This window comes from Bacillus pfraonensis, from assembly GCF_050768835.1.
GTDB lineage: Bacteria > Bacillota > Bacilli > Bacillales > Bacillaceae_G > Bacillus_A > Bacillus_A pfraonensis.
Map to the genome: position 1 here is coordinate 66,043 of NZ_JAHCDO010000013.1, position 25,750 is coordinate 91,792.

General features: G+C 37.1%; 20 protein-coding genes, 3 pseudogenes and 1 other annotated feature (1 of these 24 cut by a window edge). Of the genes and pseudogenes, 18 read left to right on the forward strand and 5 right to left on the reverse strand.

The features are described 5' to 3' along the window. Positions 1–4, forward strand: a binding site (T-box leader); it begins 221 nt to the left of the window's first position. 73 nt (positions 5–77) lie between these two features. The 14 genes from ileS2 (at position 78) to pyrE (ending at position 16,722) form a co-directional block, all read left to right on the forward strand. After that, positions 78–2,843 carry an isoleucine--tRNA ligase gene (ileS2, locus tag KFD70_RS14065; RefSeq protein WP_336452054.1) on the forward strand — a complete coding sequence of 922 codons (2,766 nt, stop codon included), beginning with the start codon at positions 78–80 and terminating at the stop codon, positions 2,841–2,843. A 217-nt stretch (positions 2,844–3,060) separates the two neighbouring features. Beyond that, complete coding sequence (locus tag KFD70_RS14070) at positions 3,061–3,390, forward strand: TraR/DksA C4-type zinc finger protein (RefSeq protein ID WP_336452053.1); 330 nt, start codon at positions 3,061–3,063, stop codon at positions 3,388–3,390. Positions 3,391–3,513: 123 nt separating this feature from the next. Continuing rightward, entirely contained in the window at positions 3,514–3,972 is a 459-nt protein-coding gene (lspA, locus tag KFD70_RS14075) for a signal peptidase II (protein WP_336452052.1), read from the forward strand. 4 nt (positions 3,973–3,976) lie between these two features. Next, positions 3,977–4,885 carry an RluA family pseudouridine synthase gene (locus KFD70_RS14080; protein ID WP_336452051.1) on the forward strand — a complete coding sequence of 303 codons (909 nt, stop codon included), beginning with the start codon at positions 3,977–3,979 and terminating at the stop codon, positions 4,883–4,885. A gap of 203 nt (positions 4,886–5,088) precedes the next feature. Beyond that, the gene (pyrR, locus tag KFD70_RS14085) at positions 5,089–5,631 is read left to right on the forward strand and encodes a bifunctional pyrimidine operon transcriptional regulator/uracil phosphoribosyltransferase (RefSeq protein WP_174103535.1); all 543 of its coding nucleotides are present in this window, start codon (positions 5,089–5,091) and stop codon (positions 5,629–5,631) included. Between the two features lie 146 nt (positions 5,632–5,777). After that, on the forward strand, positions 5,778–7,061 hold the full coding sequence (uraA, locus tag KFD70_RS14090) for a uracil permease (RefSeq protein ID WP_336452050.1): 1,284 nt from the start codon (positions 5,778–5,780) through the stop codon (positions 7,059–7,061). A 147-nt stretch (positions 7,062–7,208) separates the two neighbouring features. Beyond that, a complete protein-coding gene (gene pyrB / locus KFD70_RS14095) occupies positions 7,209–8,123 on the forward strand; it encodes an aspartate carbamoyltransferase (protein WP_336452049.1) in 915 nt (304 codons plus the stop codon). Further along, positions 8,107–9,393, forward strand: coding sequence for a dihydroorotase (gene pyrC / locus KFD70_RS14100; protein WP_336452048.1), 1,287 nt, complete (start codon positions 8,107–8,109; stop codon positions 9,391–9,393). The genes pyrB and pyrC overlap by 17 nt, the downstream gene beginning before the upstream one ends. Then, positions 9,390–10,487: a carbamoyl phosphate synthase small subunit gene (locus KFD70_RS14105; protein WP_336452047.1), complete on the forward strand. Its 1,098-nt coding sequence runs from the start codon at positions 9,390–9,392 to the stop codon at positions 10,485–10,487. Before pyrC ends, KFD70_RS14105 begins: the two co-directional genes overlap by 4 nt. Continuing rightward, positions 10,472–13,690, forward strand: coding sequence for a carbamoyl-phosphate synthase large subunit (carB, locus tag KFD70_RS14110; protein ID WP_336452046.1), 3,219 nt, complete (start codon positions 10,472–10,474; stop codon positions 13,688–13,690). Before KFD70_RS14105 ends, carB begins: the two co-directional genes overlap by 16 nt. Further along, positions 13,687–14,466 (forward strand): dihydroorotate oxidase B electron transfer subunit, encoded by a 780-nt coding sequence (gene pyrK / locus KFD70_RS14115; protein WP_336452045.1) that lies wholly within the window; start codon positions 13,687–13,689, stop codon positions 14,464–14,466. Before carB ends, pyrK begins: the two co-directional genes overlap by 4 nt. After that, positions 14,463–15,374, forward strand: a complete 912-nt coding sequence (gene pyrD / locus KFD70_RS14120; protein ID WP_336452044.1) for a dihydroorotate oxidase B catalytic subunit — start codon at positions 14,463–14,465, stop codon at positions 15,372–15,374. Before pyrK ends, pyrD begins: the two co-directional genes overlap by 4 nt. A gap of 2 nt (positions 15,375–15,376) precedes the next feature. Then, positions 15,377–16,093 carry an orotidine-5'-phosphate decarboxylase gene (gene pyrF / locus KFD70_RS14125; protein ID WP_336452043.1) on the forward strand — a complete coding sequence of 239 codons (717 nt, stop codon included), beginning with the start codon at positions 15,377–15,379 and terminating at the stop codon, positions 16,091–16,093. Next, complete coding sequence (gene pyrE, locus KFD70_RS14130) at positions 16,090–16,722, forward strand: orotate phosphoribosyltransferase (protein ID WP_336452042.1); 633 nt, start codon at positions 16,090–16,092, stop codon at positions 16,720–16,722. Before pyrF ends, pyrE begins: the two co-directional genes overlap by 4 nt. A gap of 92 nt (positions 16,723–16,814) precedes the next feature. On the opposite strand, the gene KFD70_RS14135 is transcribed toward pyrE, so the two are convergent. Then, positions 16,815–17,399 carry a LysE family transporter gene (locus KFD70_RS14135; RefSeq protein WP_336452041.1) on the reverse strand — a complete coding sequence of 195 codons (585 nt, stop codon included), beginning with the start codon at positions 17,397–17,399 and terminating at the stop codon, positions 16,815–16,817. 117 nt (positions 17,400–17,516) lie between these two features. Between KFD70_RS14135 and KFD70_RS14140 the strand changes: the two genes are divergently transcribed. Beyond that, the gene (locus KFD70_RS14140) at positions 17,517–18,074 is read left to right on the forward strand and encodes a helix-turn-helix domain-containing protein (RefSeq protein ID WP_336452040.1); all 558 of its coding nucleotides are present in this window, start codon (positions 17,517–17,519) and stop codon (positions 18,072–18,074) included. A 130-nt stretch (positions 18,075–18,204) separates the two neighbouring features. On the opposite strand, the gene KFD70_RS14145 is transcribed toward KFD70_RS14140, so the two are convergent. Together KFD70_RS14145 and KFD70_RS14150 are read right to left on the reverse strand one after the other, a co-directional pair. Further along, positions 18,205–18,459 carry a YbeF family protein gene (locus KFD70_RS14145; RefSeq protein WP_431613209.1) on the reverse strand — a complete coding sequence of 85 codons (255 nt, stop codon included), beginning with the start codon at positions 18,457–18,459 and terminating at the stop codon, positions 18,205–18,207. A gap of 163 nt (positions 18,460–18,622) precedes the next feature. Further along, positions 18,623–18,694, reverse strand: a pseudogene (locus tag KFD70_RS14150) (transporter); the annotation flags it as partial. A gap of 189 nt (positions 18,695–18,883) precedes the next feature. Between KFD70_RS14150 and KFD70_RS14155 the strand changes: the two are divergent. Then, positions 18,884–19,261, forward strand: a pseudogene (locus tag KFD70_RS14155) (YoqO family protein). Positions 19,262–19,415: 154 nt separating this feature from the next. On the opposite strand, the pseudogene KFD70_RS14160 reads toward KFD70_RS14155, so the two are convergent. Together KFD70_RS14160 and KFD70_RS14165 are read right to left on the reverse strand one after the other, a co-directional pair. After that, positions 19,416–19,882: pseudogene (locus KFD70_RS14160) on the reverse strand (aminopeptidase P family N-terminal domain-containing protein); the annotation flags it as partial. A gap of 293 nt (positions 19,883–20,175) precedes the next feature. Beyond that, positions 20,176–21,885, reverse strand: coding sequence for an Rqc2 family fibronectin-binding protein (locus KFD70_RS14165; RefSeq protein ID WP_336452037.1), 1,710 nt, complete (start codon positions 21,883–21,885; stop codon positions 20,176–20,178). Between the two features lie 104 nt (positions 21,886–21,989). Between KFD70_RS14165 and KFD70_RS14170 the strand changes: the two genes are divergently transcribed. Both KFD70_RS14170 and KFD70_RS14175 read left to right on the forward strand, forming a co-directional pair. Beyond that, on the forward strand, positions 21,990–24,710 hold the full coding sequence (locus KFD70_RS14170; RefSeq protein ID WP_336452036.1) for a calcium-translocating P-type ATPase, SERCA-type: 2,721 nt from the start codon (positions 21,990–21,992) through the stop codon (positions 24,708–24,710). Between the two features lie 99 nt (positions 24,711–24,809). Beyond that, positions 24,810–25,685: a YicC/YloC family endoribonuclease gene (locus tag KFD70_RS14175; protein WP_336452035.1), complete on the forward strand. Its 876-nt coding sequence runs from the start codon at positions 24,810–24,812 to the stop codon at positions 25,683–25,685. Positions 25,686–25,750: the final 65 nt, after the last annotated feature.

The window sequence follows — 25,750 nt, forward strand, 5'->3', positions numbered from 1 at the left end:
TTTTTGGGGATGAGAAGGTCTCTTTTTTATTCCATTTTTTAGGGTCTTTCTTTTATACATTCGAGGAGGAAATAAGCATGGAGTACAAAAATACATTACTAATGCCGAAAACAGAATTCCCAATGCGTGGGAATTTACCAAAACGTGAGCCTGCAATGCAAGAAAAATGGGCTGAGATGAATATTTACGAAAAAGTACAAGAACATACAAAAGGTCGTCCTTTATTTGTGCTGCATGATGGTCCTCCATATGCGAATGGTGACATTCATATGGGACATGCGTTAAATAAAGTATTAAAAGATTTTATTGTTCGTTACAAATCGATGACTGGATACTGTGCACCATATGTGCCAGGCTGGGATACACATGGTCTACCAATTGAACAAGCTTTAACAAATAAAGGCGTAAAGCGTAAAGAAATGACGGTTGCAGAATTCCGTAAATTATGTGCAGAGTATGCATATGAACAAGTAAATCGCCAACGTGAGCAGTTTAAACGTCTAGGTGTGCGTGCTGATTGGGATCGTCCATATATTACGTTAGAGCCAGCATATGAAGCGCAGCAAATTAAAGTGTTTGGAGAAATGGCGAAGAAAGGTTATATCTATAAAGGACAGAAGCCAGTTTATTGGTCTCCAACAAGTGAATCTGCTTTAGCTGAAGCTGAAATTGAATATAAAGATAAGAAGTCAGCATCTATTTACGTAGCATTCCCTGTAAAAGACGGGAAAAATGTATTAGAAGGTGACGAGAAATTTATTATTTGGACAACAACACCTTGGACACTACCAGCAAACCTAGGTATTTCTGTTCACCCAGAACTTGAATATAGCATTGTGAAAGTAAATGATGAAAAATATATCATCGCTTCTGAACTATTTGATACAGTTGCGAAAACATTAGAGTGGGAAAATACTGAGGTTGTGAAAACAGTTAAAGGTAGCGAACTTGAGTATACAGTTGCGAAGCACCCATTCTATGATCGTGATTCTTTAGTTATGCTTGGAGAGCATGTTACAACAGATGCTGGTACAGGTTGTGTACATACAGCACCTGGACACGGGGAAGACGATTTCCTTGTTGGTAAACAATATGGATTAGAAGTTCTTTGTCCGGTTGATGATAAAGGTGTATTAACAAGTGAAGCACCTGGATTTGAAGGTTTATTCTATGATAAAGCAAATAAACCAATTACGGAAAAACTAGAAGAAGTTGGTGCGTTATTAAAATTAACATTTATTACGCATTCTTATCCGCATGACTGGAGAACGAAAAAACCAATTATCTTCCGTGCGACAGCGCAATGGTTTGCATCGATTGAAGCATTCCGCAGTGAATTATTACAAGCTGTTGAAGAAACGAAGTGGGTACCAGCATGGGGTGAAACTCGCCTTCATAATATGGTTCGTGACCGTGGTGACTGGTGTATTTCTCGTCAGCGTGCGTGGGGTGTACCAATTCCTGTCTTCTATGCAGAGAATGGTGATCCAATCATTACAGATGAAACAATCAATCATGTAGCGGACCTATTCCGTGAGAATGGTTCTAACGTATGGTTCGAGCGTGAAGCGAAAGAGTTATTACCAGAAGGATTTACACATCCATCTAGTCCAAATGGTGAATTCCGTAAAGAAACAGACATTATGGACGTATGGTTTGATTCAGGTTCTTCTCACCAAGCTGTTCTAGAAGAGCGTGAGGACTTGCAGCGTCCTGCTGATTTATACTTAGAAGGATCTGACCAATACCGTGGTTGGTTTAACTCTTCATTATCAACAGCAGTTGCAGTAACTGGTAAAGCGCCGTATAAAGGTGTTCTAAGTCATGGGTTCGTACTAGACGGTGAAGGCCGTAAAATGAGTAAATCTATCGGAAACATTGTAGTACCGAAGAAAATCATGGATCAATTAGGCGGAGATATTTTACGACTATGGGTATCTTCTGTTGACTATCAATCTGATGTACGTATTTCAGATGATATTTTAAAACAAGTTGCAGAAGTATATCGTAAAATCCGTAACACATTCCGTTTCTTATTAGGAAACTTATCTGACTTTAATCCAGGTCAAGATGCAGTAGCAAAAACTGAACTACGTGAAGTAGATCGATATATGCTAGTGAAATTAAATGACTTAATTACAAAAGTAAAAGAAGCATATGAAACATATGATTTTGCGGCCGTGTATCATGCAATTCATAATTTCTGTACAATTGATTTAAGTTCATTCTATTTAGATTTTGCAAAAGACATTTTATATATTGAAGCTGCGAATCATTCGGACCGCCGTGCAATTCAAACAGTACTTTATGATGTTCTTGTTGCATTAACAAAGCTTGTAACACCAATTTTACCTCATACAGCGGATGAAGTATGGCCATATATTCCTGGTGTTGTAGAAGAAAGTGTTCAGCTAACTGATATGCCAGAAGCAGTGGAAGTAGAAGGTGCTGAAGCGTTAAAAACAAAATGGGATGCATTTATGACACTTCGCGACGACGTATTAAAAGCGTTAGAAGTTGCTCGTAATGAAAAAGTAATTGGTAAGTCATTGAATGCAAGTATTACACTTTATCCAACTGCAGAAATGAAACAAATGTTAGAGTCTATCAGCGAAGATTTAAAACAATTGTTTATTGTTTCTGAGTACAAACTTGGTGGCACAATGGAAGAGGCCCCAGCAGATGCTCCGAAATATGAGCATACAGCTGTTGTTGTAGCGCAGGCAACTGGTGAAACATGTGAACGTTGCTGGGTTGTTTCTGAAACAATTGGTAAAGACGCTGAACATGAAACATTATGTGAGCGTTGTGCGACAGTTGTAAAAGAAAATTATGTGAAATAATGATGTGATAGTAAAAAACTGACTGCTAATTACTGCAGTCAGTTTTTTTGTATTCAGTAAAGATTTTTCTTGGCATGCGGTAGATGTATCGAGAATTTGATTGTTAAAGGTTTCTATTGGATTTTAAGCACTTTCCTATGAAGGAAAAATGTGTGAGCGGTAAGTGAGAAAATTTCGGACACACTAACGGTACATTGCAGCCGGGAGGAATGTACACGTGAATGAAATCTACATGGAAATCAAAGAAGAATTGCAATTGATGAAAAAAGAATTACAGGAGCGACTGGCAAAAGAAGCGATGCGCACGTATCATGTGGAATTTGGACAAGAGATAGGGTATGAAATGAAGGAAGATGCGAAAAAGAAATTATTTTTACATGATATAAGAGAAGATTTAAAAGATGTGGAACGAGCATTATTTAAAATGGAAATCGATATGTATGGAATTTGTGAAGAAACTGGGAGATATATTCCTGTAAAGCAAATGCAAATGATGCCAACAGCACGTACAGTTCATGAGTTTTTGTATGATAAAGTAAATATTTGATAGGCACAACGATATTATATTACCTTTTTTCGTTTTATTTTATTCTTCCGTAAAGGTTCATTGTGAAAAGGCCGTAGCTATGCTAAAATTTTGAGGTACACTGTCTTTGTGGGGGAAATGAAAATGATATATTATTTAATAGCCTTATTTGTCATTACTGTCGATCAGGTATCGAAATGGTTAATTGTAAAGAACATGGAATTAGGTACAAGTATCCCGATTATCGATAATGTATTATACATAACATCACATCGGAATAGAGGAGCTGCCTGGGGTATTTTAGAAGGTCAAATGTGGTTCTTCTATGTTATTACAGTTGTTTTTGTAGGATTTATCGTATTTTATATGAAAAAATATGCAAAAACAGATAAGCTCTTAGGGGTCTCATTAGGTCTTATTTTAGGCGGAGCAATTGGCAATTTTATTGATCGTGTATTTAGACAAGAAGTGGTGGATTTCATTCACGTGTATATTTTTTCATACAATTATCCGGTATTTAACATAGCTGACTCAGCTTTATGTATAGGGGTTGTATTGATTATTATTCAAACATTATTAGAAGGAAAGAAAATGAAGGAGTAAATGAATGAGCGAAGTAGTACAAGTAACAGTTGCAAAAGAACAAAAAAATGAACGGATTGATAAGTTTGTTGCCAGTGTCAATAATGAGTGGTCACGTACACAAGTGCAGCAATGGATTAAAGATGGTGTCGTAACTGTAAACGGAAACACCATTAAAGGAAATTATAAAGTAAAAGAAAACGATGAAATTGCAGTAGCAATCCCAGAACCAGAAGAACTAGATATTCGTGCAGAAGATATGAACTTAGAAATTTATTATGAGGATGCAGATGTATTAGTTGTTAATAAACCACGCGGTATGGTTGTACATCCAGCTCCTGGACATACAAGTGGTACTCTTGTAAATGGACTAATGTATCATTGTACTGATTTATCAGGGATTAACGGTGTAATGCGCCCTGGTATTGTGCATCGTATTGATAAAGACACCTCTGGTTTATTAATGGTTGCTAAAAATGATATGGCACATGAATCTCTTGTCAATCAGCTTGTGGCAAAAACAGTTACAAGACGATATAAAGCAATTGTTCATGGGATGATTCCACATGATAAAGGAACGATTGATGCACCGATTGCTCGAGATAAAAAGGATCGTCAAAGTATGACGGTTGATGAAAATGGGAAACATGCTGTTACACACTTCCAAGTGTTAGAGAGGTTCAAGGACTTTACACTTGTTGAATGTCGTTTAGAAACAGGGCGTACGCATCAAATTCGTGTTCATATGAAATATATTGGATATCCACTTGCAGGAGATCCCAAATATGGTCCGAAAAAAACATTAGATATAAATGGACAGGCGCTTCATGCAGGGATTTTAGGATTTGATCACCCTCGTACTGGTGAATATGTTGAGTTTGAGGCACCGATTCCAGAAGTATTTGAAGAAACGCTAAATATTTTACGGAAATAGTATTGACAAATCATAAGAAAACTGAGATACTGACTACAGTTAAATAATGATCCTTTAACACAGCCCCGTGAGGTTGAGAAGGTAACGGTTTGAAATACTTAGGGTATGTTGTACCCTTTTTTCAAAAGTCCTCTCGCACACGCTGAGAGGACTTTTTTTATACCATTCCTCTCACGCAAGAAAAAAGCTTGGAGGTGTAGAGCATGCAAGAAAAAGCTGTCGTTTTAGATGACCAAATGATTCGCCGCGCTTTAACACGTATTAGTCATGAAATTGTGGAACGTAATAAAGGTGTTGATAATTGTGTTCTTGTCGGAATTAAAACACGTGGTATCTTTATTGCAAAGCGTTTAGCAGAACGCATTGGTCAAATTGAAGGAAAAGAGATTGAAGTAGGGGAATTAGACATTACACTATATCGTGATGATTTAACACTTCAATCAAAAAATAAAGAACCGTTAGTAAAAGGTTCGGATATCCCTGTAGATATTACGAAGAAAAAGGTAATCCTTGTAGATGATGTATTATATACAGGAAGAACAGTTCGAGCGGCAATGGATGCTCTTATGGATTTAGGTAGACCATCACAAATCCAACTTGCGGTTCTTGTAGACAGAGGTCATCGTGAATTACCAATTCGCGCTGATTATGTAGGGAAGAACATTCCAACATCAAGTGAAGAACGTATTGAAGTTGATTTGCAAGAGACAGATCAGCAAGATCGAGTAAGTATATACGATAAGTAAAACCCTTTTAAATGTAGTCCTGTGAGGCTGCCAAAGGGTCTTGACTTTCGTATGTCAAATTTGACATACGAAAGTATAGGACTCTTTGTGCACAGTCACAAAGAGTTTTTTTATTGCAAAGTTTTAAACTGAAGGAGGATGTAACAATGGAACAAAAGCCAGTGTTAGACATTCATGAAGTACCGAAGCCCGGAAAATGGTTATTTTTAAGTATACAACATTTATTTGCGATGTTCGGATCAACAGTGCTTGTTCCATTTTTAACAGGACTGAATCCATCAGTTGCTTTAATTTCAAGTGGATTAGGAACACTAGCGTTCCTTCTTATAACAAAAGGTCAAGTGCCAGCATATCTAGGATCATCATTCGCATTTATCGCACCAATTATTACAGCAAAAACAGCTGGTGGGCCGGGAGCAGCAATGCTTGGTGGGTTACTAGCGGGACTTGTTTATCTCTTAATTTCAATCGGAATTAAGAAATCAGGATCTGAGTGGATTATGAAATTACTTCCACCAATCGTAGTGGGTCCAGTCGTAATGGTTATCGGATTAGCACTAGCACATACAGCGGTTAATATGGCGATGAATGATGCAGGTGGAAAGTATAGCTTTACACATTTCTCAGTAGCGTTAGTAACATTAGCAATTACAATCATTTGCTCCATATTCGGAAGAGGGTTTTTCAGCATCATACCAGTTTTACTTGGAATCATCGGGGGATATATCTTTGCTTACTTCCAAGGGCTTGTAGATTTAAAACCGGTAGCTGAGGCAAAATGGTTTGATGTACCAGACTTCACAGTACCATTTGTAACATATACTCCAGAGTTTTCATGGAAGATTGTACTCTTAATGGTACCAGTTGCACTCGTAACAATCTCAGAACATATCGGACATCAAATTGTACTTGGAAATGTTATTAAGAGAGATTTAATTGAAAAACCAGGTTTACATCGTTCAATCTTTGGGGATGGGGTAGCAACATTAATCGCATCTGTAATAGGTGGACCGCCGAATACAACATACGGTGAAAATATCGGCGTGTTAGCAATTACGAGAGCTTACAGTGTATACTTATTCATCGGATCAGCAGTATTTGCGATTATGTTTGGGTTTATCGGTAAGATTTCAGCACTGATTCATTCGATTCCAACACCAGTTATGGGCGGAGTATCAATCTTACTTTTCGGTGTAATCGCATCAAGTGGTTTACGCATGATGGTAGATGATAAAACAGATTTAAGCGACAAACGCAATTTAATGATCGCATCGGTTATACTTGTAATCGGTATTGGTGGGGCGGTACTCCATGTCGGAGAATCATTCCAAGTAGAAGGAATGGCACTAGCAGCAATTGTAGGTGTACTGTTAAATCTACTACTACCAGAAATAAAACAAACAAAACAATCTAAGCAGATTGCTTCATAAAACAACCTTTTAATTCAGTCCTGTGAGACCGAAAAGGGTGGCTTCTTTCTTGCACCCTAGTCTCACATGACTAGGGTATTTTTATGCAGTTATTGTTATATAAATTCAGAAGTGTTATTATAAAAATTAGAAAGATGAGGGATGACGATGAACCATTTGTTAACGATGAGTGAATTATCGGAGCAAGAAATTTCAGAAATCCTAAAAGACGCAGAAGATTTTGCGAATGGAAAAGAACTAAAAAAAACAGAGCAAACATTTGTAGCGAACTTGTTCTTTGAAAATAGTACGAGAACGAGATTTAGCTTCGAAGTTGCTGAGAAGAGGTTAGGGCTTGATGTATTAAACTTTTCAGCAGATTCATCTAGCGTACAAAAAGGAGAAACTTTATACGACACGATAAGAACACTAGAATCAATCGGAACAAAAGCGGTAGTCATCCGCCATGAGCAAGATCGCTACTTTGATGAGCTAAAAGATCAGGTAAATATCCCGATCTTGAATGCTGGTGATGGATGCGGAAATCACCCAACGCAGTGCTTACTAGATCTTCTAACAATTAAACAAGAGTTTGGCAGATTTGAAGGTTTGAAGATTGCGATAGTAGGGGATATTCGCCATAGCCGAGTAGCACGTTCTAATGCAGAAGCATTAACGAAACTTGGTGCGACAATTTACTTCGCAAGTCCAGAAGAGTGGAAAGATGAAGAAAACACATTTGGAACTTACAAAGACTTAGATGAACTTGTTCCAGAGGTTGATGTGATGATGCTACTTCGTGTACAACATGAGCGTCATGATCATTATGAAACAGACATTATGAAAGAGTACCATGAGAAACACGGATTAACAGTGGAAAGAGAGAAGCGTATGAAAGAAGGAAGCATTATTATGCATCCAGCTCCCGTAAACCGTGATGTTGAAATTGCAAGTAAACTTGTTGAGTGTGAGCGTTCACGCATATTCAAGCAAATGGAAAATGGAGTTTACGTAAGAATGGCTGTACTAAAACGCGCCTTACCAAATGTATTAGGAGGAATGAAACATGAATTATTTGTTTAAAAATGGTCGGTATCTAAATGAAGAAGGAAAAATTGTAGCAACAGATCTTCTCATACAAGACGGTAAAATTGCGAAAGTAGCAGAAAATATTACGGCAGATAATGCTGAAGTAATCGATGTGAACGGAAAATTAATCGCACCTGGACTAGTAGATGTACACGTTCATCTTCGCGAACCGGGTGGTGAACATAAAGAAACAATTGAAACTGGTACACTTGCAGCAGCAAAAGGTGGATTCACAACAATTTGTGCAATGCCAAATACACGCCCAGTCCCAGATTGCAAAGAGCATATGGAAGATTTACAAAAACGTATTAAAGAAAAAGCACATGTAAATGTATTACCATACGGAGCAATTACAGTACGCCAAGCAGGTTCTGAAATGACAGACTTTGAAACGTTAAAAGAACTTGGGGCATTTGCTTTCACTGATGACGGAGTAGGCGTACAAGATGCAAGTATGATGCTTGCTGCTATGAAACGTGCAGCGAAATTAAATATGGCAGTCGTTGCACACTGTGAAGAAAATACACTTATTAATAAAGGTTGTGTACATGAAGGGAAGTTTTCTAAGGAACATGGATTAAACGGTATCCCATCAGTATGTGAATCTGTACATATTGCCCGGGACATCTTACTTGCAGAAGCAGCGGATTGTCACTATCACGTATGTCACGTAAGTACAAAAGGGTCTGTACGAGTGATTCGTGATGCAAAACGTGCTGGAATTAAAGTGACAGCGGAAGTAACACCGCACCACTTAGTACTATGTGAAGATGATATCCCATCAGTTGATCCAAACTTTAAAATGAATCCACCGCTTCGTGGAAAAGAAGACCATGCAGCGTTAATTGAAGGATTATTAGATGGAACAATTGATATCATTGCAACAGATCATGCACCACATGCTACAGAGGAAAAAGCGCAAGGTATTGAAAGAGCACCATTTGGAATTACTGGTTTTGAAACAGCATTCCCACTGCTGTATACAAATCTTGTGAAAAAAGGAATTATCACATTAGAACAGTTAATTCAATTCTTAACAGAAAAACCAGCTGATACATTTGGTTTAGAAGCAGGTCGCCTGAAAGAAGGAAGAGCGGCTGATATTACAATTATTGATTTAGAACAAGAAGAAGAGATTGATCCAACAACATTCTTATCAAAAGGAAAGAATACGCCATTTGCAGGCTGGAAGTGTCAAGGATGGCCAGTTATGACATTAGTTAGCGGTAAGATCGCATGGCAAAAGGAGAGTGCATTAGTATGAAAAGACAACTTATCTTAGAAGATGGAACAGTATTAATTGGAAAAGGTTTCGGCGGTGAAATCGAAAAGTCAGGTGAGGTTGTATTTACAACAGGAATGACAGGATATCAAGAAACATTATCTGATCCATCATATTGCGGTCAAATTGTAACATTTACGTATCCATTAATCGGAAACTACGGCATTAACCGTGACGATTTTGAATCAATTCACCCATCTGTAAATGGTTTAATCGTAAACGAAATATGTGATCACCCATCTAACTTCCGAAATGAGATTTCGTTAGATGAGTATTTAAAAGAAAGAAACATTCCAGGTTTAGCAGGAATTGATACGAGAAAATTAACAAGAAAAATTCGTCAATACGGTACATTACGTGGACGCCTTTGCAACATGGACGCGGATGTAGAATATATCGTGAGCCAATTAAAAGCGACAGTATTTACAGATCATGTAAAACGCGTGTCAACAAAAGATCCATATCCAAGCCCAGGCCGTGGTCATCGTGTTGTACTTGTTGACTTCGGAATGAAACATGGTATTTTACGAGAATTAAATAAACGCGATTGTGATGTAATTGTTGTACCTTACAATACAACAGCAGAAGAAATTTTACGCCTTAGCCCAGATGGAATTATGTTAAGTAATGGACCTGGAGATCCAAAAGATGTACCAGAAGCAATCGAAATGTTAAAAGACATTATCGGTAAAGTTCCTTTATTCGGAATTTGCTTAGGACATCAATTGTTCGCGCTAGCATCTGGTGCGAATACAAGTAAGTTGAAATTTGGTCACCGTGGTTTAAATCATCCAGTAAAACATCTTGCAACTGGAAAAGTAGCAATTACATCTCAAAACCATGGTTATGCAGTAGAAGAAGAATCAGTTAAAAATACAGAACTTGAGATTACGCATGTTGCTTTAAACGATGGAACAGTAGAAGGTCTTCGTCATAAGAAGTTCCCAGCATTTACAGTACAATACCATCCAGAAGCTTCAGCAGGACCAGAAGATGCAAATGATTTATTCGAAGATTTCTTAACAATGATTGAAAACTTCAAGAAAGAAGGGGAAGAGTTATGCCAAAACGCCTAGACATTAACACAATTTTAGTAATCGGATCAGGACCAATTGTAATTGGGCAAGCAGCGGAGTTTGACTACTCTGGTACACAAGCTTGTCAATCTCTGAAAGAGGAAGGTTACAAAGTAATCCTTGTTAACTCTAACCCAGCAACAATTATGACGGATACTGCAACAGCAGATAAAGTATACATTGAGCCATTAACATTAGAATTCGTAAGCCGTATTATTCGTAAAGAACGTCCAGATGCAATCTTGCCAACATTAGGTGGTCAAACAGGCTTAAACATGGCTGTTGAACTTGCAAAATCAGGCGTACTTGACGAGTGCGGAGTTGAAATATTAGGAACAAAATTATCAGCAATCGAGCAAGCGGAAGATCGTGATTTATTCCGTACATTAATGCAAGATTTAAATGAACCAACACCACCAAGTGAAATTATTCATAACCTTGATGAAGCATATGGGTTTGTAAAAGAAATTGGTTACCCAGTAATCGTTCGTCCAGCATTCACATTAGGAGGAACGGGCGGCGGAATTTGCCATAATGAAGAAGAGTTAATTGAAATCGTAACAAGTGGTTTAAAACATAGTCCAGTAACACAATGTCTATTAGAGAAAAGTATTGCTGGTTGTAAAGAAATTGAATATGAAGTAATGCGTGATTCAAATGATAACGCAATTGTAGTATGTAACATGGAAAATATCGATCCAGTTGGGGTTCACACAGGTGATTCAATTGTTGTAGCACCGAGCCAAACATTAAGTGATCGTGAGTATCAAATGTTACGCAACACTTCATTACGAATCATTCGTGCATTAGGGATTGAAGGTGGATGTAACGTTCAGCTTGCACTTGATCCATATAGCTTCCAATACTATGTAATCGAAGTAAATCCACGTGTAAGTCGTTCATCTGCACTTGCATCTAAAGCAACTGGATATCCAATTGCGAAGTTAGCAGCGAAAATTGCAGTCGGCTTAACATTAGATGAAATTGTAAACCCAGTAACGCAAAAAACATATGCATGTTTCGAGCCAGCATTAGACTATGTTGTTTCAAAAATTCCACGTTGGCCATTTGATAAGTTTGAATCAGCGAACAGAACGCTTGGTACACAGATGAAGGCAACTGGTGAAGTTATGTCAATCGGACGTAACTTAGAAGAATCATTATTAAAAGCAGTTCGTTCTTTAGAGCTTGGTATTTACCACCTAGAGTTAGATCACTTAAAAGAGCTTGATAAAGAAACAATGAAAAAACGTATTATTAAAGCCGATGATGAGCGCCTGTTTATTGTAGCAGAAGCAATCCGTCAAGGTGTAACGAAAGAAGAAATCAATTCATGGTGTGAAATGGACTTCTTCTTCTTACAAAAAGTTGAAAACATTGTAAATATGGAACGTAAGGTAAAAGAAAATGTAGGTAACATGGAAGTATTACAATCTGCAAAAGAAATGGGCTTCAGTGATCACTACATTGCAGCTGCTTGGAATAAAAAAGAGCGTGAAATTTACGATATGCGTAAAGAAAACAATCTGACACCAGTGTTCAAAATGGTAGATACTTGTGCAGCAGAATTCGAATCTGCAACACCTTATTACTACAGCACATACGGTGATGAGAATGAGTCAATTGTGACAGATCGTAAGAGTGTAGTTGTACTAGGGTCTGGTCCAATCCGCATTGGTCAAGGTGTTGAGTTTGACTATGCAACAGTTCACTCTGTATGGGCAATTAAAGAAGCTGGATATGAAGCGATTATTATTAATAATAACCCAGAAACGGTTTCAACAGACTTCAGTATTTCTGACAAATTATACTTTGAACCATTAACAATTGAAGATGTAATGCACATTATCGACTTAGAGAAACCAGAAGGTGTTATCGTTCAGTTTGGTGGACAAACGGCAATTAACTTAGCGGCGAAATTAGAAGAGCATGGTGTGAAAATTTTAGGAACATCACTTGAAAATCTAGACCGTGCAGAAGACCGTGATAAGTTTGAAGCAGCATTAACGCAGCTTGGTATCCCGCAACCAGTTGGTAAAACAGCAACGACTGTAGAACAAGCGGTAGCAATTGCTGAAGAAATTGGTTATCCAGTATTAGTAAGACCATCTTACGTACTTGGTGGACGTGCGATGGAAATCGTATATCGTCAAGAAGAATTACTGCACTACATGAAAAATGCAGTAAAAGTTCATGCTGATCACCCAGTATTAATTGACCGTTACATGGTTGGTAAAGAAATTGAAGTAGACGCAATTTCAGACGGTGAGAATGTATTCATTCCAGGTATTATGGAACATATTGAACGCGCTGGAGTTCACTCTGGTGACTCAATCGGAGTATATCCACCACAAAGCTTATCTGCAAAACTAAAAGAACAAATTATTGAAAATACAATTGCACTTGGAAGAGGATTAAACATTGTTGGATTACTAAATATCCAGTTTGTAGTATTCAAAGATCAAGTGTATGTAATTGAAGTAAACCCACGTGCGAGCCGTACAGTACCATTCTTAAGTAAAATTACAGGTGTACCGATGGCGAATGTGGCAACGAAAGTTATTTTAGGTCAAAACCTTGTAGAACAAGGCTATAGAACTGGCTATCACCCAGAAGAGAAAGAAGTGTATGTGAAAGCTCCGGTATTCTCATTTGCGAAACTACGCTCAGTTGATACAACATTAGGACCTGAAATGAAATCAACAGGGGAAGTAATGGGTAAAGACTTAACACTTGAAAAAGCATTATACAAAGGGCTAGTTGCTTCTGGAATTAACATTCCAACGCACGGATCAGTAATCATTACTGTAGCGGATAAAGATAAAGAAGAAGCGATGGAAATTGCAAAACGCTTCCATGAAATTGGCTATAACTTATTAGCAACAGCTGGAACAGCAAAATCATTAACAGAACAAAACATTCCAGTGCAAGTTGTAAACAAAATTGATTCTGAAGACTACAACTTACTTGATATCATTCGTCAAGGAAAAGCGCAGTTTGTTATCAATACATTAACAAAAGGAAAACAGCCAGCGCGTGATGGTTTCCGCATTCGTCGTGAGTCTGTAGAAAATGGTGTAGCTTGCTTAACATCACTTGATACAACAAGAGCGATTTTAAGAGTATTAGAATCCATGACATTCTCAGCTCACTCAATGAAAGAAATTGCGCCAACAAAGCTTCACGAGGTGGTACATGCATGATGCAAAAGCAAAATATGATCGTCGTTAATCAAACAGAAATCGCAAAAAACATTTACGAATTAGTGCTTCAAGGTGATCTTGTACAGCAAATGAACGAACCAGGGCAATTTGTACACATTAAAGTAGCAGAAGGCATTACGCCTCTGCTACGCCGCCCAATTAGCATTTGTAACGTTGATCAAGAGAAAAACGAATTTACAATGCTATACCGTGCAGAAGGACAAGGAACAAAAACGCTAGCAAAGAGAAAACAAGGTGAACTTGTAGACGTATTAGGACCGTTAGGCCATGGATTTCCTGTAGAAGAAGCAGAAGCTGGGCAAACCGCTCTGTTAGTAGGAGGCGGAATTGGTGTCCCACCTCTTTATGAGCTATCACAACGCCTTGTTGCAAAAGGTGTACGTGTGATCCACATCTTAGGTTTCCAAACGAAAGATGTTGTCTTCTATGAAGAGAAATTTGCAGAACTTGGCGATACGTATGTAGCAACAGTTGATGGTACACATGGTACAAAGGGATTTGTAACAGATGTAATTGACGCATATGGAATCGAATTTGACATTTTATACTCATGTGGACCTTTAGCGATGTTACGTGCATTAGAAGGTCGTTATAAAGAGAAAAAAGCCTACATTTCATTAGAAGAACGTATGGGTTGTGGTATTGGAGCATGTTTCGCCTGTGTATGCCACTTGCAAGAAGATCCAAGTGGACATTCTTACAAAAAGGTGTGTAGCGACGGGCCAGTATTTCCAATCGGGGAGGTTGTACTATGAACAGATTGCAAGTTGAATTACCAGGATTATCATTAAAAAATCCAATCATCCCAGCATCTGGTTGCTTCGGATTTGGTCGTGAGTATGCACAGTTTTATGATTTAAGCATGCTTGGATCAATTATGATTAAAGCAACGACAGAACACCCTCGTTATGGAAATCCAACGCCTCGTGTTGCAGAAACACCAGGTGGAATGTTAAATGCAATCGGACTTCAAAATCCTGGGTTAGAAAAGGTAATGACTTCCGAATTACCATGGTTAGAGCAATTCGATCTTCCTATTATTGCGAATGTTGCTGGTTCACAAGCTGAGGATTATGTAGCAGTAGCAAAGGAAATTTCGAAAGCACCAAATGTTCATGCGCTAGAATTAAATATTTCTTGTCCAAACGTAAAAACGGGTGGTATTGCTTTTGGGACCGTCCCAGAAATTGCTGCTGATTTAACGAAGCGAGTAAAAGAGGTTTCTGAAGTACCGGTATATGTGAAATTGTCACCGAACGTGGCAAACATTGTGGAGATTGCAAAGGCGATCGAAAATGCAGGTGCTGATGGTTTAACGATGATTAATACATTGCTTGGTATGCGTCTAGATTTAAAAACAGCAAAACCAATTTTAGCAAACCGTACAGGCGGATTATCAGGCCCTGCCATTAAGCCAGTGGCGATTCGTATGGTACATGAAGTAAGTCAGGCGGTTAACATTCCAATTATCGGAATGGGCGGTATTGAATCAGCGGAAGATGTAATTGAGTTCTTCTACGCTGGTGCAAGTGCAGTTGCAGTTGGTACAGCGAACTTTGTTGATCCGTTCGTATGTCCAACAATTATTGAAGAATTACCAGCGTTATTAGATGAGTTAGGATTTGATCATATTTCGGAATGTCGGGGAAGGAGCTGGAAATAAACATGTCAAAGTCTTTAATCGTTGCACTGGACTTTCCAGGTAAAGCAGAGGTAGAACAGTTTTTAAACCACTTTGAAGAGGAACAGTTATTTGTCAAAGTTGGGATGGAACTATTTTATAAAGAGGGACCTGCTATCATTACGTATTTAAAAGAAAAAGGACATCAAATTTTTCTAGATTTAAAGCTTCATGATATTCCGAATACAGTCAAAAGCGCAATGCGCAGCCTAGCTAGTCTAGACGTTGATATGGTAAATGTTCATGCTGCTGGGGGAAGCAGTATGATGAAAGCTGCGCTTGAGGGATTAGAGGAAGGTAAACAAGAAGGAAAAGAGAGACCGATTTGTATTGCAGTTACACAACTAACAAGCACTTCGGAAGCTATGATGAAAAAAGAGATCGGCATTGAGAAAACGTTAGAAGAAGCGGTTGCTCATTATGCAAAATTAACGAAAGAAAGTGGACTTGATGGAGTTGTTTGTTCAACACTTGAAGTTCCAAAATTACGTGAAGTATGCGGAAATGAATTTGTAACAGTAACACCGGGGATTCGTCTGGCAAGTGATGATGTAAATGACCAGGTGCGCGTAGCAACACCGAAACGTGCGAGGGAACTTGGCTCAAGCTACATCGTAGTTGGACGTAGTATTACAAAAGCAGAAAATCCGCTTGAAGCGTATAAAACAGTAAAACAACAGTGGGAAGGTGTAACAATATGAAAAAAGAAATCGCATCGCATTTATTAGAAATTGGAGCAGTATTTTTACAACCAAATGATCCATTTACATGGTCTTCTGGTATGAAATCACCAATTTATTGTGATAACCGTTTAACATTATCTTATCCAAAAGTGCGTCAAGCGATTGCTTCAGGATTAGAGACGTTAATTAAAGAGCACTTCCCAACTGTAGAAGTTATTGCAGGAACAGCAACTGCGGGTATTGCGCACGCAGCATGGGTAAGTGATCGTATGGATTTACCAATGTGCTACGTACGTAGTAAAGCAAAAGGTCATGGTAAAGGGAATCAAATTGAAGGAAAAGCAGAAAAAGGTCAAAAAGTAGTTGTAGTAGAAGACCTTATTTCAACTGGTGGTAGTGCAATTACTTGTGTAGAAGCACTTCGCGAAGCGGGTTGTGAAGTATTAGGAATCGTATCAATCTTCACATATGAGCTTGAAGCAGGAAAAGAAAAACTAGCAGCAGCAAACGTAGCATCATATTCTTTAAGTGACTACAGCACATTAACTGAAGTGGCAGCAGAAAAAGGTATGATTGGACAAGCTGAAACGAAAAAATTACAAGAATGGCGTAAAAATCCAGTTGATGAGGCTTGGATTACAGCGTAATTCTAAAAAACACGACCGCGGGGGAAACGCGGTCGTGTTTTTTATGAGAAACAAATGTGATAGATAGGGATTTTTTGTGATTTCAAAGATACTTACTGTAGAAGAATGGATATAGCGCTAAATACTAATAAAACCGCCATGGCGATATTAAATTGTTTCCTATATTGCAATAAAAACTTTTGAAACATCGCTCCAAAGAGGCTCCAACTAAATGTACTCATTAAACCGACTATTCCTAAAAATAAGGAGAAAAGAAGATAACTAGAATATGAATTGTAATAGGGGATAATAAAAGTTGCTACGACGGTAAGTCCGAAAAGAATTCCTTTTGGATTAATAAATTGTAATAAGATACCGATGAAGAAAAGGTTTTGATCTCTATCCGCATTTTCTTTAGAAGTCCCACGGCTGGTGAGTGTTTTAAAAGCCAAATATAACATATAACCTACACCTAAAAAAGTTAAAGGAGTTTCAATGATTGGCATCGCGTTAGTGAGAATAATATTAAAAATACTACATAATAACGTGAGGACGAAGAATCCAAAACTAACTCCTAAACAAAATTTAAATGTTTCTTTTAGACCATGTTTATTCGCAAATGTCATTGCCATAATATTATTGGGGCCTGGAGTAAAACTACTAATAACAACAAATAACAAAAACGAAAATAAAGGCATTGTTAACCCTCCCTTTTATGGATGTATGTTATAATATCCAAAATGAACACTATAACGTTATTTGTTTTATTATACATAACGGACGTTATAGTGTAAATGGTATAGGAGTGATTTTTTATGGAAGAAATTCATCTTATTCTTGCCAAAAATTTAAAAGCGATTAGGGAGAAGGAAAAATTAAGTTTAGAAAAAGTCTCTCAATTAAGCGGGGTCAGTAAAGCGATGATTGGGCAAATTGAAAGGGGGGAGTCAAGCCCAACTTTGACGACGATTTGGAAAATAGCGAATGGATTAAAGGTTTCCTTCACTTCTTTAATAAATAATCCGCAGCCTGATACTACAGTTGTTTTAAGAAATGAAATTCAAGTATTGTCTGAAGACGGTGGGAGATATAGAGTCTATCCTCATTTTCCGTTCCAAGAGGATAGACGTTTCGAAGTATATTCTGTTGAAATTGAAAAAGAAGGCATATTACATTCTGATTCTCATAAAGAAAGAACGGAGGAATTTATCACTGTTTTTGATGGAGAAGTAACGATTCGCGTAAGTGAGGCTGAGTATCAATTAAAAAGTGGGGATGCTATTAGATTTAAGGCAGATCGACCACATACATATTATAATTCTGGAGAAACATTGGCTAGAATGAGTATGACAATATATTATCCAAATGAATAGAAAAAGTAAAAAAAAGTTGACTTCCTTTATTTGGAAAGTAAGTCAACTTTTTGCTTGTATAAGAACAAATAGAATTATTAAATGTTTAATTTTTATTTATCATATTTTTAAAATGACTATATAAAAGATATTAGTGTTTCCCTTTTATAACCTCATATCCTTTTACAAATAATAAAGTCATATAAGAAACGATAAATGAGAAAATGCTATACATGCCGACCCAAAAGAAAAAGGATGGGGGAAACAATGTAACTCCTAATATAAGAAAAATAGCAAACGTTACAATTGGCATCACATAATACGTTCTTGTTTTACGCGTCCCAATTACTGAAACGATAAAAATAAGTAATGGACAAATAAATAAGACGAAAATGAATTCACTCATGGTTATGTCCCCTTTTCTTAAGAAGTAATGTGCTTCTTATTAACGTTTTAAAATAATTGCTCTCTTAGTATAATTTCGGCATAGAATTTGAAAAACCTTGTTAAAATCGGTTTATTTCAACAATTAAAAAGAGAACCACAAGCAAAGAAAAACTTACTTACGGTCATAAAAGGAACATCGCTACAATTGTGGTGACGATTAACCCAATTATGACGGGTAAAAAATTTCGGCGTGCAGAAGTGTTAAGTCTACTCCCATTATGCTCACATCCTTTAGGCATTTGTGTAGTTTATTTTATGAAAGGAATGTGAGTGTGTGTGCATAGGAAGAAAGAAAAAATATAATTTCATGTACTGTAATGACAAGTTGAAAAATGGATGTTAAAATACAAATAATCCTAAAAATGGAATAAAGGGAGAGGCTTATGCTCAAGAAAATAGGTTTTTATGGTGTAATAATTTGTTTCTTGTTATCTATTGTTTTAAGGAGTTTTATAGATAGTGATTGGATAGCAGTTATTCTTGCAGTAGGTGCGGTGTGCGCATTCATAGGTCGTTGGGATGAATTAAAAACATATAGTAGAAAATAGAAGATTGTTGTAGGAACTGAGTTGGTCATTTTAGTATCTACACTACCATTCATATTAATGGCAGGTAACAAACAAATAAATAGGATGCCAATCTTTCAAGGGTGGCTATTTTTTGCTGAACTAGTATATTTAATTGTAATTTTATTGGTGGTTGGAATAATTGTCACAAAAGTAAATGGGAAACTATTAGTAGATAACGAATCTAAAACATAAAAAGTGCTACCTCGCTAAGAGATAGCACTTTTTATTATTTTATAGAATGAGCCTTTTGCATTTTTTTAATCAATCGAATTTGTCCCCGATGATTAATTTCGTCTTCAAAGACATGAAACCATTTGAAATAGTTATTTGCAGGTTTATCGTGTCAAAATGGTGTCGTTTTATATAACCATTCATCAGGCAGTGATTGAAACGCTGCAATTTTAATCGTTTCGATTTCGGACTCTTCTTTAATAGCACGGATTGTTTCTACTAGTTCACTTACTTGTACAAGGTCGATGCTTGTATATTTTCTTAACGCACTATATCGTTGTAAGGTCATATTGTTTTTTCGATGGCTAACTTTTTGATGTTTAATCTGGTTATCTGATTTGCAATCTCTTGTTCCATGTTTCCTTTATGCATAATGATTTCAGATTCTTGTACCTGTGTTTTTGCTTGATCGACATAGCGGAAATCTGTAATGAATACAGCTTTAGTTGCGGATAGTAATACGGTTCCAGCGCTACCTGTAAATCCAGTTGCATACTGGCGATTTTCCTTTTTTGTAATGAGTAGTCCGTCTACTCCATATTAATCTAGTTGTTCTTGTATTTTCTCTATTCTTGAAGTCATTTTGATTCCTCCCTTTCACCTTCTATATGAAGCAATAATTGTGCCAATGTGATTTTCTTTGTATAAGAAACGATTACTACCTAAGATATCGAAAAGTTAAGGGATAATAACTCTCATTTGTGTCTATATTTTTTACATGAAACATATAAAATGTCAATTTTTTTATCATTTATATTGGCATAATGGAGGGGAGATGAGGCGGTAGAGTTTTTATTAAAGACGGATTATATAATTTTATAAGAAAACACGCAGTGATTACTCACAATCATTGCGTGTTTGTGTTTCCTATAATCTTAAGCTTTTAATTTCATCACCGTATCGGCATCTGGTGTTACATACAATGTTTGTTGATTATCATATGTAACAAAACCAAGTTTTGCACCACTCGGTTTTTTGACATGACGAATCTTTGTGAAATCTACAGGAACAGAGCTAGAATCTTTTGCTTTACTGTAATAAGCAGCGAGTTTAGCAGCTTCTAATAACGTTTCTTCAGTAGGTTCTAATGAACGAATGACAACGTGAGAACCAGGAATATCTTTCGTATGTAACCAAATTTCATCACGACGTGCAAATTTGGTTGTTAAATAATCATTTTGTTTATTATTTTTACCAACTAAAATCTCAGTTCCATCACTAGCGATATATTTATCAAGCACTGGTTTTGTAGGTTTTTTCTTTGCATTCTTTGATTTGCGGTTACGCATATAACCTTCTTCAGCTAATTCTTCGCGAATCTCTTCAATATCTTTTGAAGAAGCAGCTTCCATTTGTTGCAGTAAGCTATCAAAATAAAGGATCTCCTCATTTGTTTTTTCAATTTGTTCTTCTACAATCGCGACAGAATTTTTTGCTTTTTGATACTTTTGGAAATAACGTTGTGCATTCTCTGACGGTGTTTTGAGTGGATCTAACGTAATCTTTACAGTTCGACTATTTTCATCGTAGTAGTTCACAACTTCAATTTCTTTGTCACCTTTTTTTAATGCATACATGTTAGCTGTAAGAAGCTCTCCGAATAATTGGAATTTGTCTGCTTTTCCTGCATCTTGTAAAGTTTTCTCTAACTTTATTAATTTTTTTTCATTTTTTGTTTTTTCGTTATGCATAAATCGTTCTAAATCATGAGCTTGCTGTTTTACACGATCGCGCTCTGCTTTCCCAAAGAAGAAGCGATCTAATAGCTCACTAACGGATGAAAATGTTTTTTCATCTCCCTGTAAGTGAGAAAGAGGGAATAAATAAAAGAATTCTTTTCCGTTTGCTATTATCATTGTTGGTTCATATTGGTGTACTTGCAGTGGTTTTTGGAATGTGAAAAATGCTTCTGATAATGCCTTTTCATTTACCATACCAGCTGTTTTTACAACTTCTTTTGCGAATAGCGGAGAAATCCCCATAAATGCTCCTACAAGTTGTTTATCCATATTTCCCGCTAAAAAGTCTAGTGGCCTAATAAATTCATCTTTTGTTTCAATCTGCAAGGGATTGATTTTATGCTGAGCTGGTGGTGCAACATATTCAGCTCCAGCATATACAGTACGATGGCGGTTTACCGCTAAAGAAACGTGCTTTAGGCTATCTAAAATAATATTCGTTTTCGCGTCTACTAAAATAATATTGCTGTGACGGCCCATAATTTCAACGACTAATGTTTTTAACGATTCATCACCAATTTCGTTACGGCTTCGAACGGTAATTTGAATGATTCGTTCTAAATCGATTTGTTCAATTTTTTCAATAAATCCACCTTCTAAATGTTTACGAAGAAGCATGCAAAACATTGGTGGTAACGCCGGTGAATCATAGCTTTGAGTTGTAAGGTGCATACGTGCATATGTAGGATGCGCGGAAAGAATTAATTTTTGATTTTTTCCATTCGCTCGAATATGTAACAAAATCTCATATTTTGAAGGTTGATATATTTTTGAAATTCTTCCTGTTTGAAGAGAATTTTCAATTTCATGTGTAATCGCTCTTGTAAATAATCCATCGAATGCCATTATGAACACTCCTTTCTAACTAAATGTTAATTATAGCATTTTTTTGGACGGGGCTGAATAAGCTTTCATTAGAGCATGTCTGCAATCAGGAGGTCGATAGCGAGATGAATTGGTATGAAATGCGTGCAAATGAAGTGGAAGAAAGAACGAATACGAATGTGAAAGTAGGACTTTCAGAGCAAGAAGCGGAAGGGCGCTTAAAGAAGCTAGGTCCAAATGAATTACAAGAAGCAAAGCGGCCTTCTGCAATCGTTGTATTTTTATCACAATTTAAAGATTTTATGGTACTTGTTTTATTTGGTGCAACGATTATTTCAGCATTTTTAGGAGAGTATATTGATGCAATTGCGATTGTAGCAATTGTGATTATTAATGGGATTCTTGGTTTTTTTCAGGAACGAAAAGCAGAAAAATCACTTGAAGCTTTAAAGGAACTAGCCGCCCCGCAAGTGATAGTTTTACGAAATGGAAAATGGATAAAGGCACCATCAAAAGCACTTGTTCTTGGGGATGTCATTAAATTCTCTAGCGGGGATCGTATTGGAGCTGATATTCGTCTTATTGAAGCATCTAGTTTATATATTGAAGAATCGGCATTAACAGGTGAATCTGTACCTGTTCAAAAGAAAGTGGAAGCATTGAAAGGTCAAGATGTTGCGATTGGGGATCAAAAAAACATGGCATTTATGGGGACAATGATAACGAGAGGTTCTGGAGTCGGTGTAGTAGTAGCAACAGGAATGAATACGGCTATGGGACAGATTGCGAATATGTTACAAAATGCGGAACAAATGGAAACACCGCTGCAAAGAAGGTTGGAACAACTCGGAAAGATTCTAATCATTGTGGCACTTATTTTAACAGCGCTTGTCGTATTAGCTGGGGTCTATCAAGGAAATGAAGTGTATCATATGTTTTTAGCGGGTGTGTCACTTGCTGTTGCAGCAATTCCCGAAGGACTACCAGCGATTGTTACGGTCGCATTATCACTTGGTGTACAACGTATGATTAAGAAAAGAGCGATTGTACGGAAATTGCCAGCTGTCGAAACTTTAGGATGTGCTTCTGTTATTTGTTCAGACAAAACAGGAACGATGACGCAAAATAAAATGATGGTCACGCATATGTGGTCAGGCGGCGAAACATGGCATGTAACAGGGCAAGGGTACGAGCCTGTTGGGGCATTCATGAAAGGTGAACAGAAGATTAATCCAGCATCTGCAAGGTCGTTATATCAACTGTTAACATTTGGATGTCTATGCAATAATGCTAACATAGTAAAGAAGAAAAAAACGTATGTCTTAGATGGGGATCCGACAGAAGGTGCGCTTGTTGCAGCAGCAATGAAAGCTGGGATATCACGTGAAGCATTAAAAGAGAAGTTTGAAGTTATTCATGAGTTCCCTTTTGATTCCACACGTAAGATGATGAGTGTTATCGTTCGGGATCGTGAGGGTAAAAAATTTGTAGTCACAAAAGGAGCACCTGATGTTCTTTTACAAATGAGTCAAACCATCTTGTGGGGAAATAAACAGCAACCTTTAAGTGAATTATACCGTAAAGAAGTACAGGCGGCTATTCATAGTCTTGGGAGTCAAGCGCTCAGAACAATTGCAGTGGCGTTTAAGCCATTAAAGGTAACGGATTCAATTGAACATGAAAGAGAAGTAGAAAAAGATTTTATGCTTGTCGGGATACAAGGAATGATAGACCCGCCAAGACCAGAAGTAAAACAGGCTGTAAAAGAGTGTAAAGAGGCTGGTATTAAAACGGTAATGATTACAGGAGATCATAAAGTGACAGCAATGGCTATTGCAGAACAACTAGGAATCTTACCACCAAATGGTCGCGTTGTAGAGGGTGTAGAGTTAGCAAGCATGTCTGTAGATGAACTAGAAGATATTGTGGAAGATACTTATGTGTTTGCACGTGTATCACCGGAACATAAATTGAAAATTGTAAAGGCCCTTCAAAATAAAGATCATATTGTGGCGATGACAGGTGACGGAGTGAATGATGCTCCGGCTATTAAAACAGCTGATATCGGGATTGCGATGGGAATTACCGGAACGGATGTGGCCAAAGAAGCTTCCTCTCTCGTATTGTTAGATGACAATTTTGCTACAATTAAATCGGCAATTAAAGAAGGTAGAAACATATATGAAAATATTCGGAAATTCATTCGTTATTTATTAGCTTCAAATGTTGGGGAAATTTTGGTAATGTTATTTGCGATGATGCTCGCACTGCCACTTCCAATGGTTCCGATTCAAATTTTATGGGTGAATTTAGTAACAGATGGTTTACCAGCAATGGCACTTGGGTTAGATAAAGCTGAAGGGGATGTTATGCGCAGAAATCCAAGGCATCCGAAAGAAGGGGTGTTTGCAAGGGGGCTTGCTTGGAAAATTGTGAGCCGAGGATTTTTAATTGGTATTGTAACCTTACTTGCATTTATTATTGCGTTTAATCAGCACCCAAATGAATTGAAATACGCGCAAACAGTAGCTTTTGCTACACTTGTTTTAGCACAGCTTATCCATGTATTTGACTGCCGGAGTGAACACTCTATATTCCATCGTAATCCTTTTGGAAATATATATTTAGTTGGAGCAGTTATTATTTCGGTGTTATTAATGCTTGTGGTTATTTATTATCCACCATTGCAACCGATTTTTAGTACAATGCCAATTCAAGCGAGAGATTGGTTATTAATCGTTGGTTTATCGTCTATTCCAACATTTTTATTAGTCGGCTCTTTATTGACAGGGAAAAAGGAGAAAAAGAAGCCTGTATTATATAAGAAAGGACTAAACTTGAAATAGTCAATGATATGAAAATGTGATATAATTTACAAAAGGTAGTAGAGTTGCATCTCTATTACCTTTTTCATTGAGTTATTTCATGCCTTGGATGTGATAAAGATGATTTCTAGTATGACAGGATTTGGACGAGCGAAGGTGGAAAACGACGCTTTTCAAATTACAGTAGAAATGAAGTCAGTGAATCATCGCTTTTTAGAGATGAACATTCGACTTCCGAAACAAATGATGGTTTTTGAAGATAAAATTCGTAAGTTAATTGCAGAACAAGTTCGCCGTGGGCGTATTGAAGTGTCCATTATTATTACTGGGGAAGGGCTTGTTGAAAGAAAGTTAAGTGTGAATTGGCCGCTTCTTGAGCAGTATAAATCCATTATGGAAGACGTGAAAATGAAATTTCAATTACAAGATTCCATTACACTTCAACAATTAATGACAATGCCAGAAGTAACGACGATTGAAGAAATGGAAAATGTAAATGAACAATTTGAGCAAAATTTATATGAAGCTGTTCGCCAAGCTGCTCGTATGTTAAAAACGATGAGGGACGGCGAAGGAGAACGATTACATAAAGACATAGCATATCGTTTACAAGAAATTCACAATTGTGTGAATGCGATTATCCCGCATGCCCCAATTGTTATTCAAAGATATCGTGAACGATTAGAAAGTCGCTTGAAAGAATTACATAATCAGGATTTAGATGAGCAACGATTATTAACCGAGGTAGCGATGTTTGCAGAGCGCTCGGATATTCATGAAGAATTAGTTCGTTTACAAAGCCATTTAGATCAATTTCGTGAAGCGCTTGAGATTGCGGAGCCTGTTGGAAGAAAAATGGACTTTATTGTACAGGAGATGCATCGAGAGATTAATACGATTGGCTCTAAGGCAAACGACTTAACAATTTCAAAATATGTTGTAGAAATGAAAAATAACCTTGAAAAAATTCGTGAACAGGTACAAAATATTGAGTAGCTGTCAAAAAATATATAAAGTTATACGTGGTGGAGAAATCGGATAGACTTACTAGGAGGCGCAAA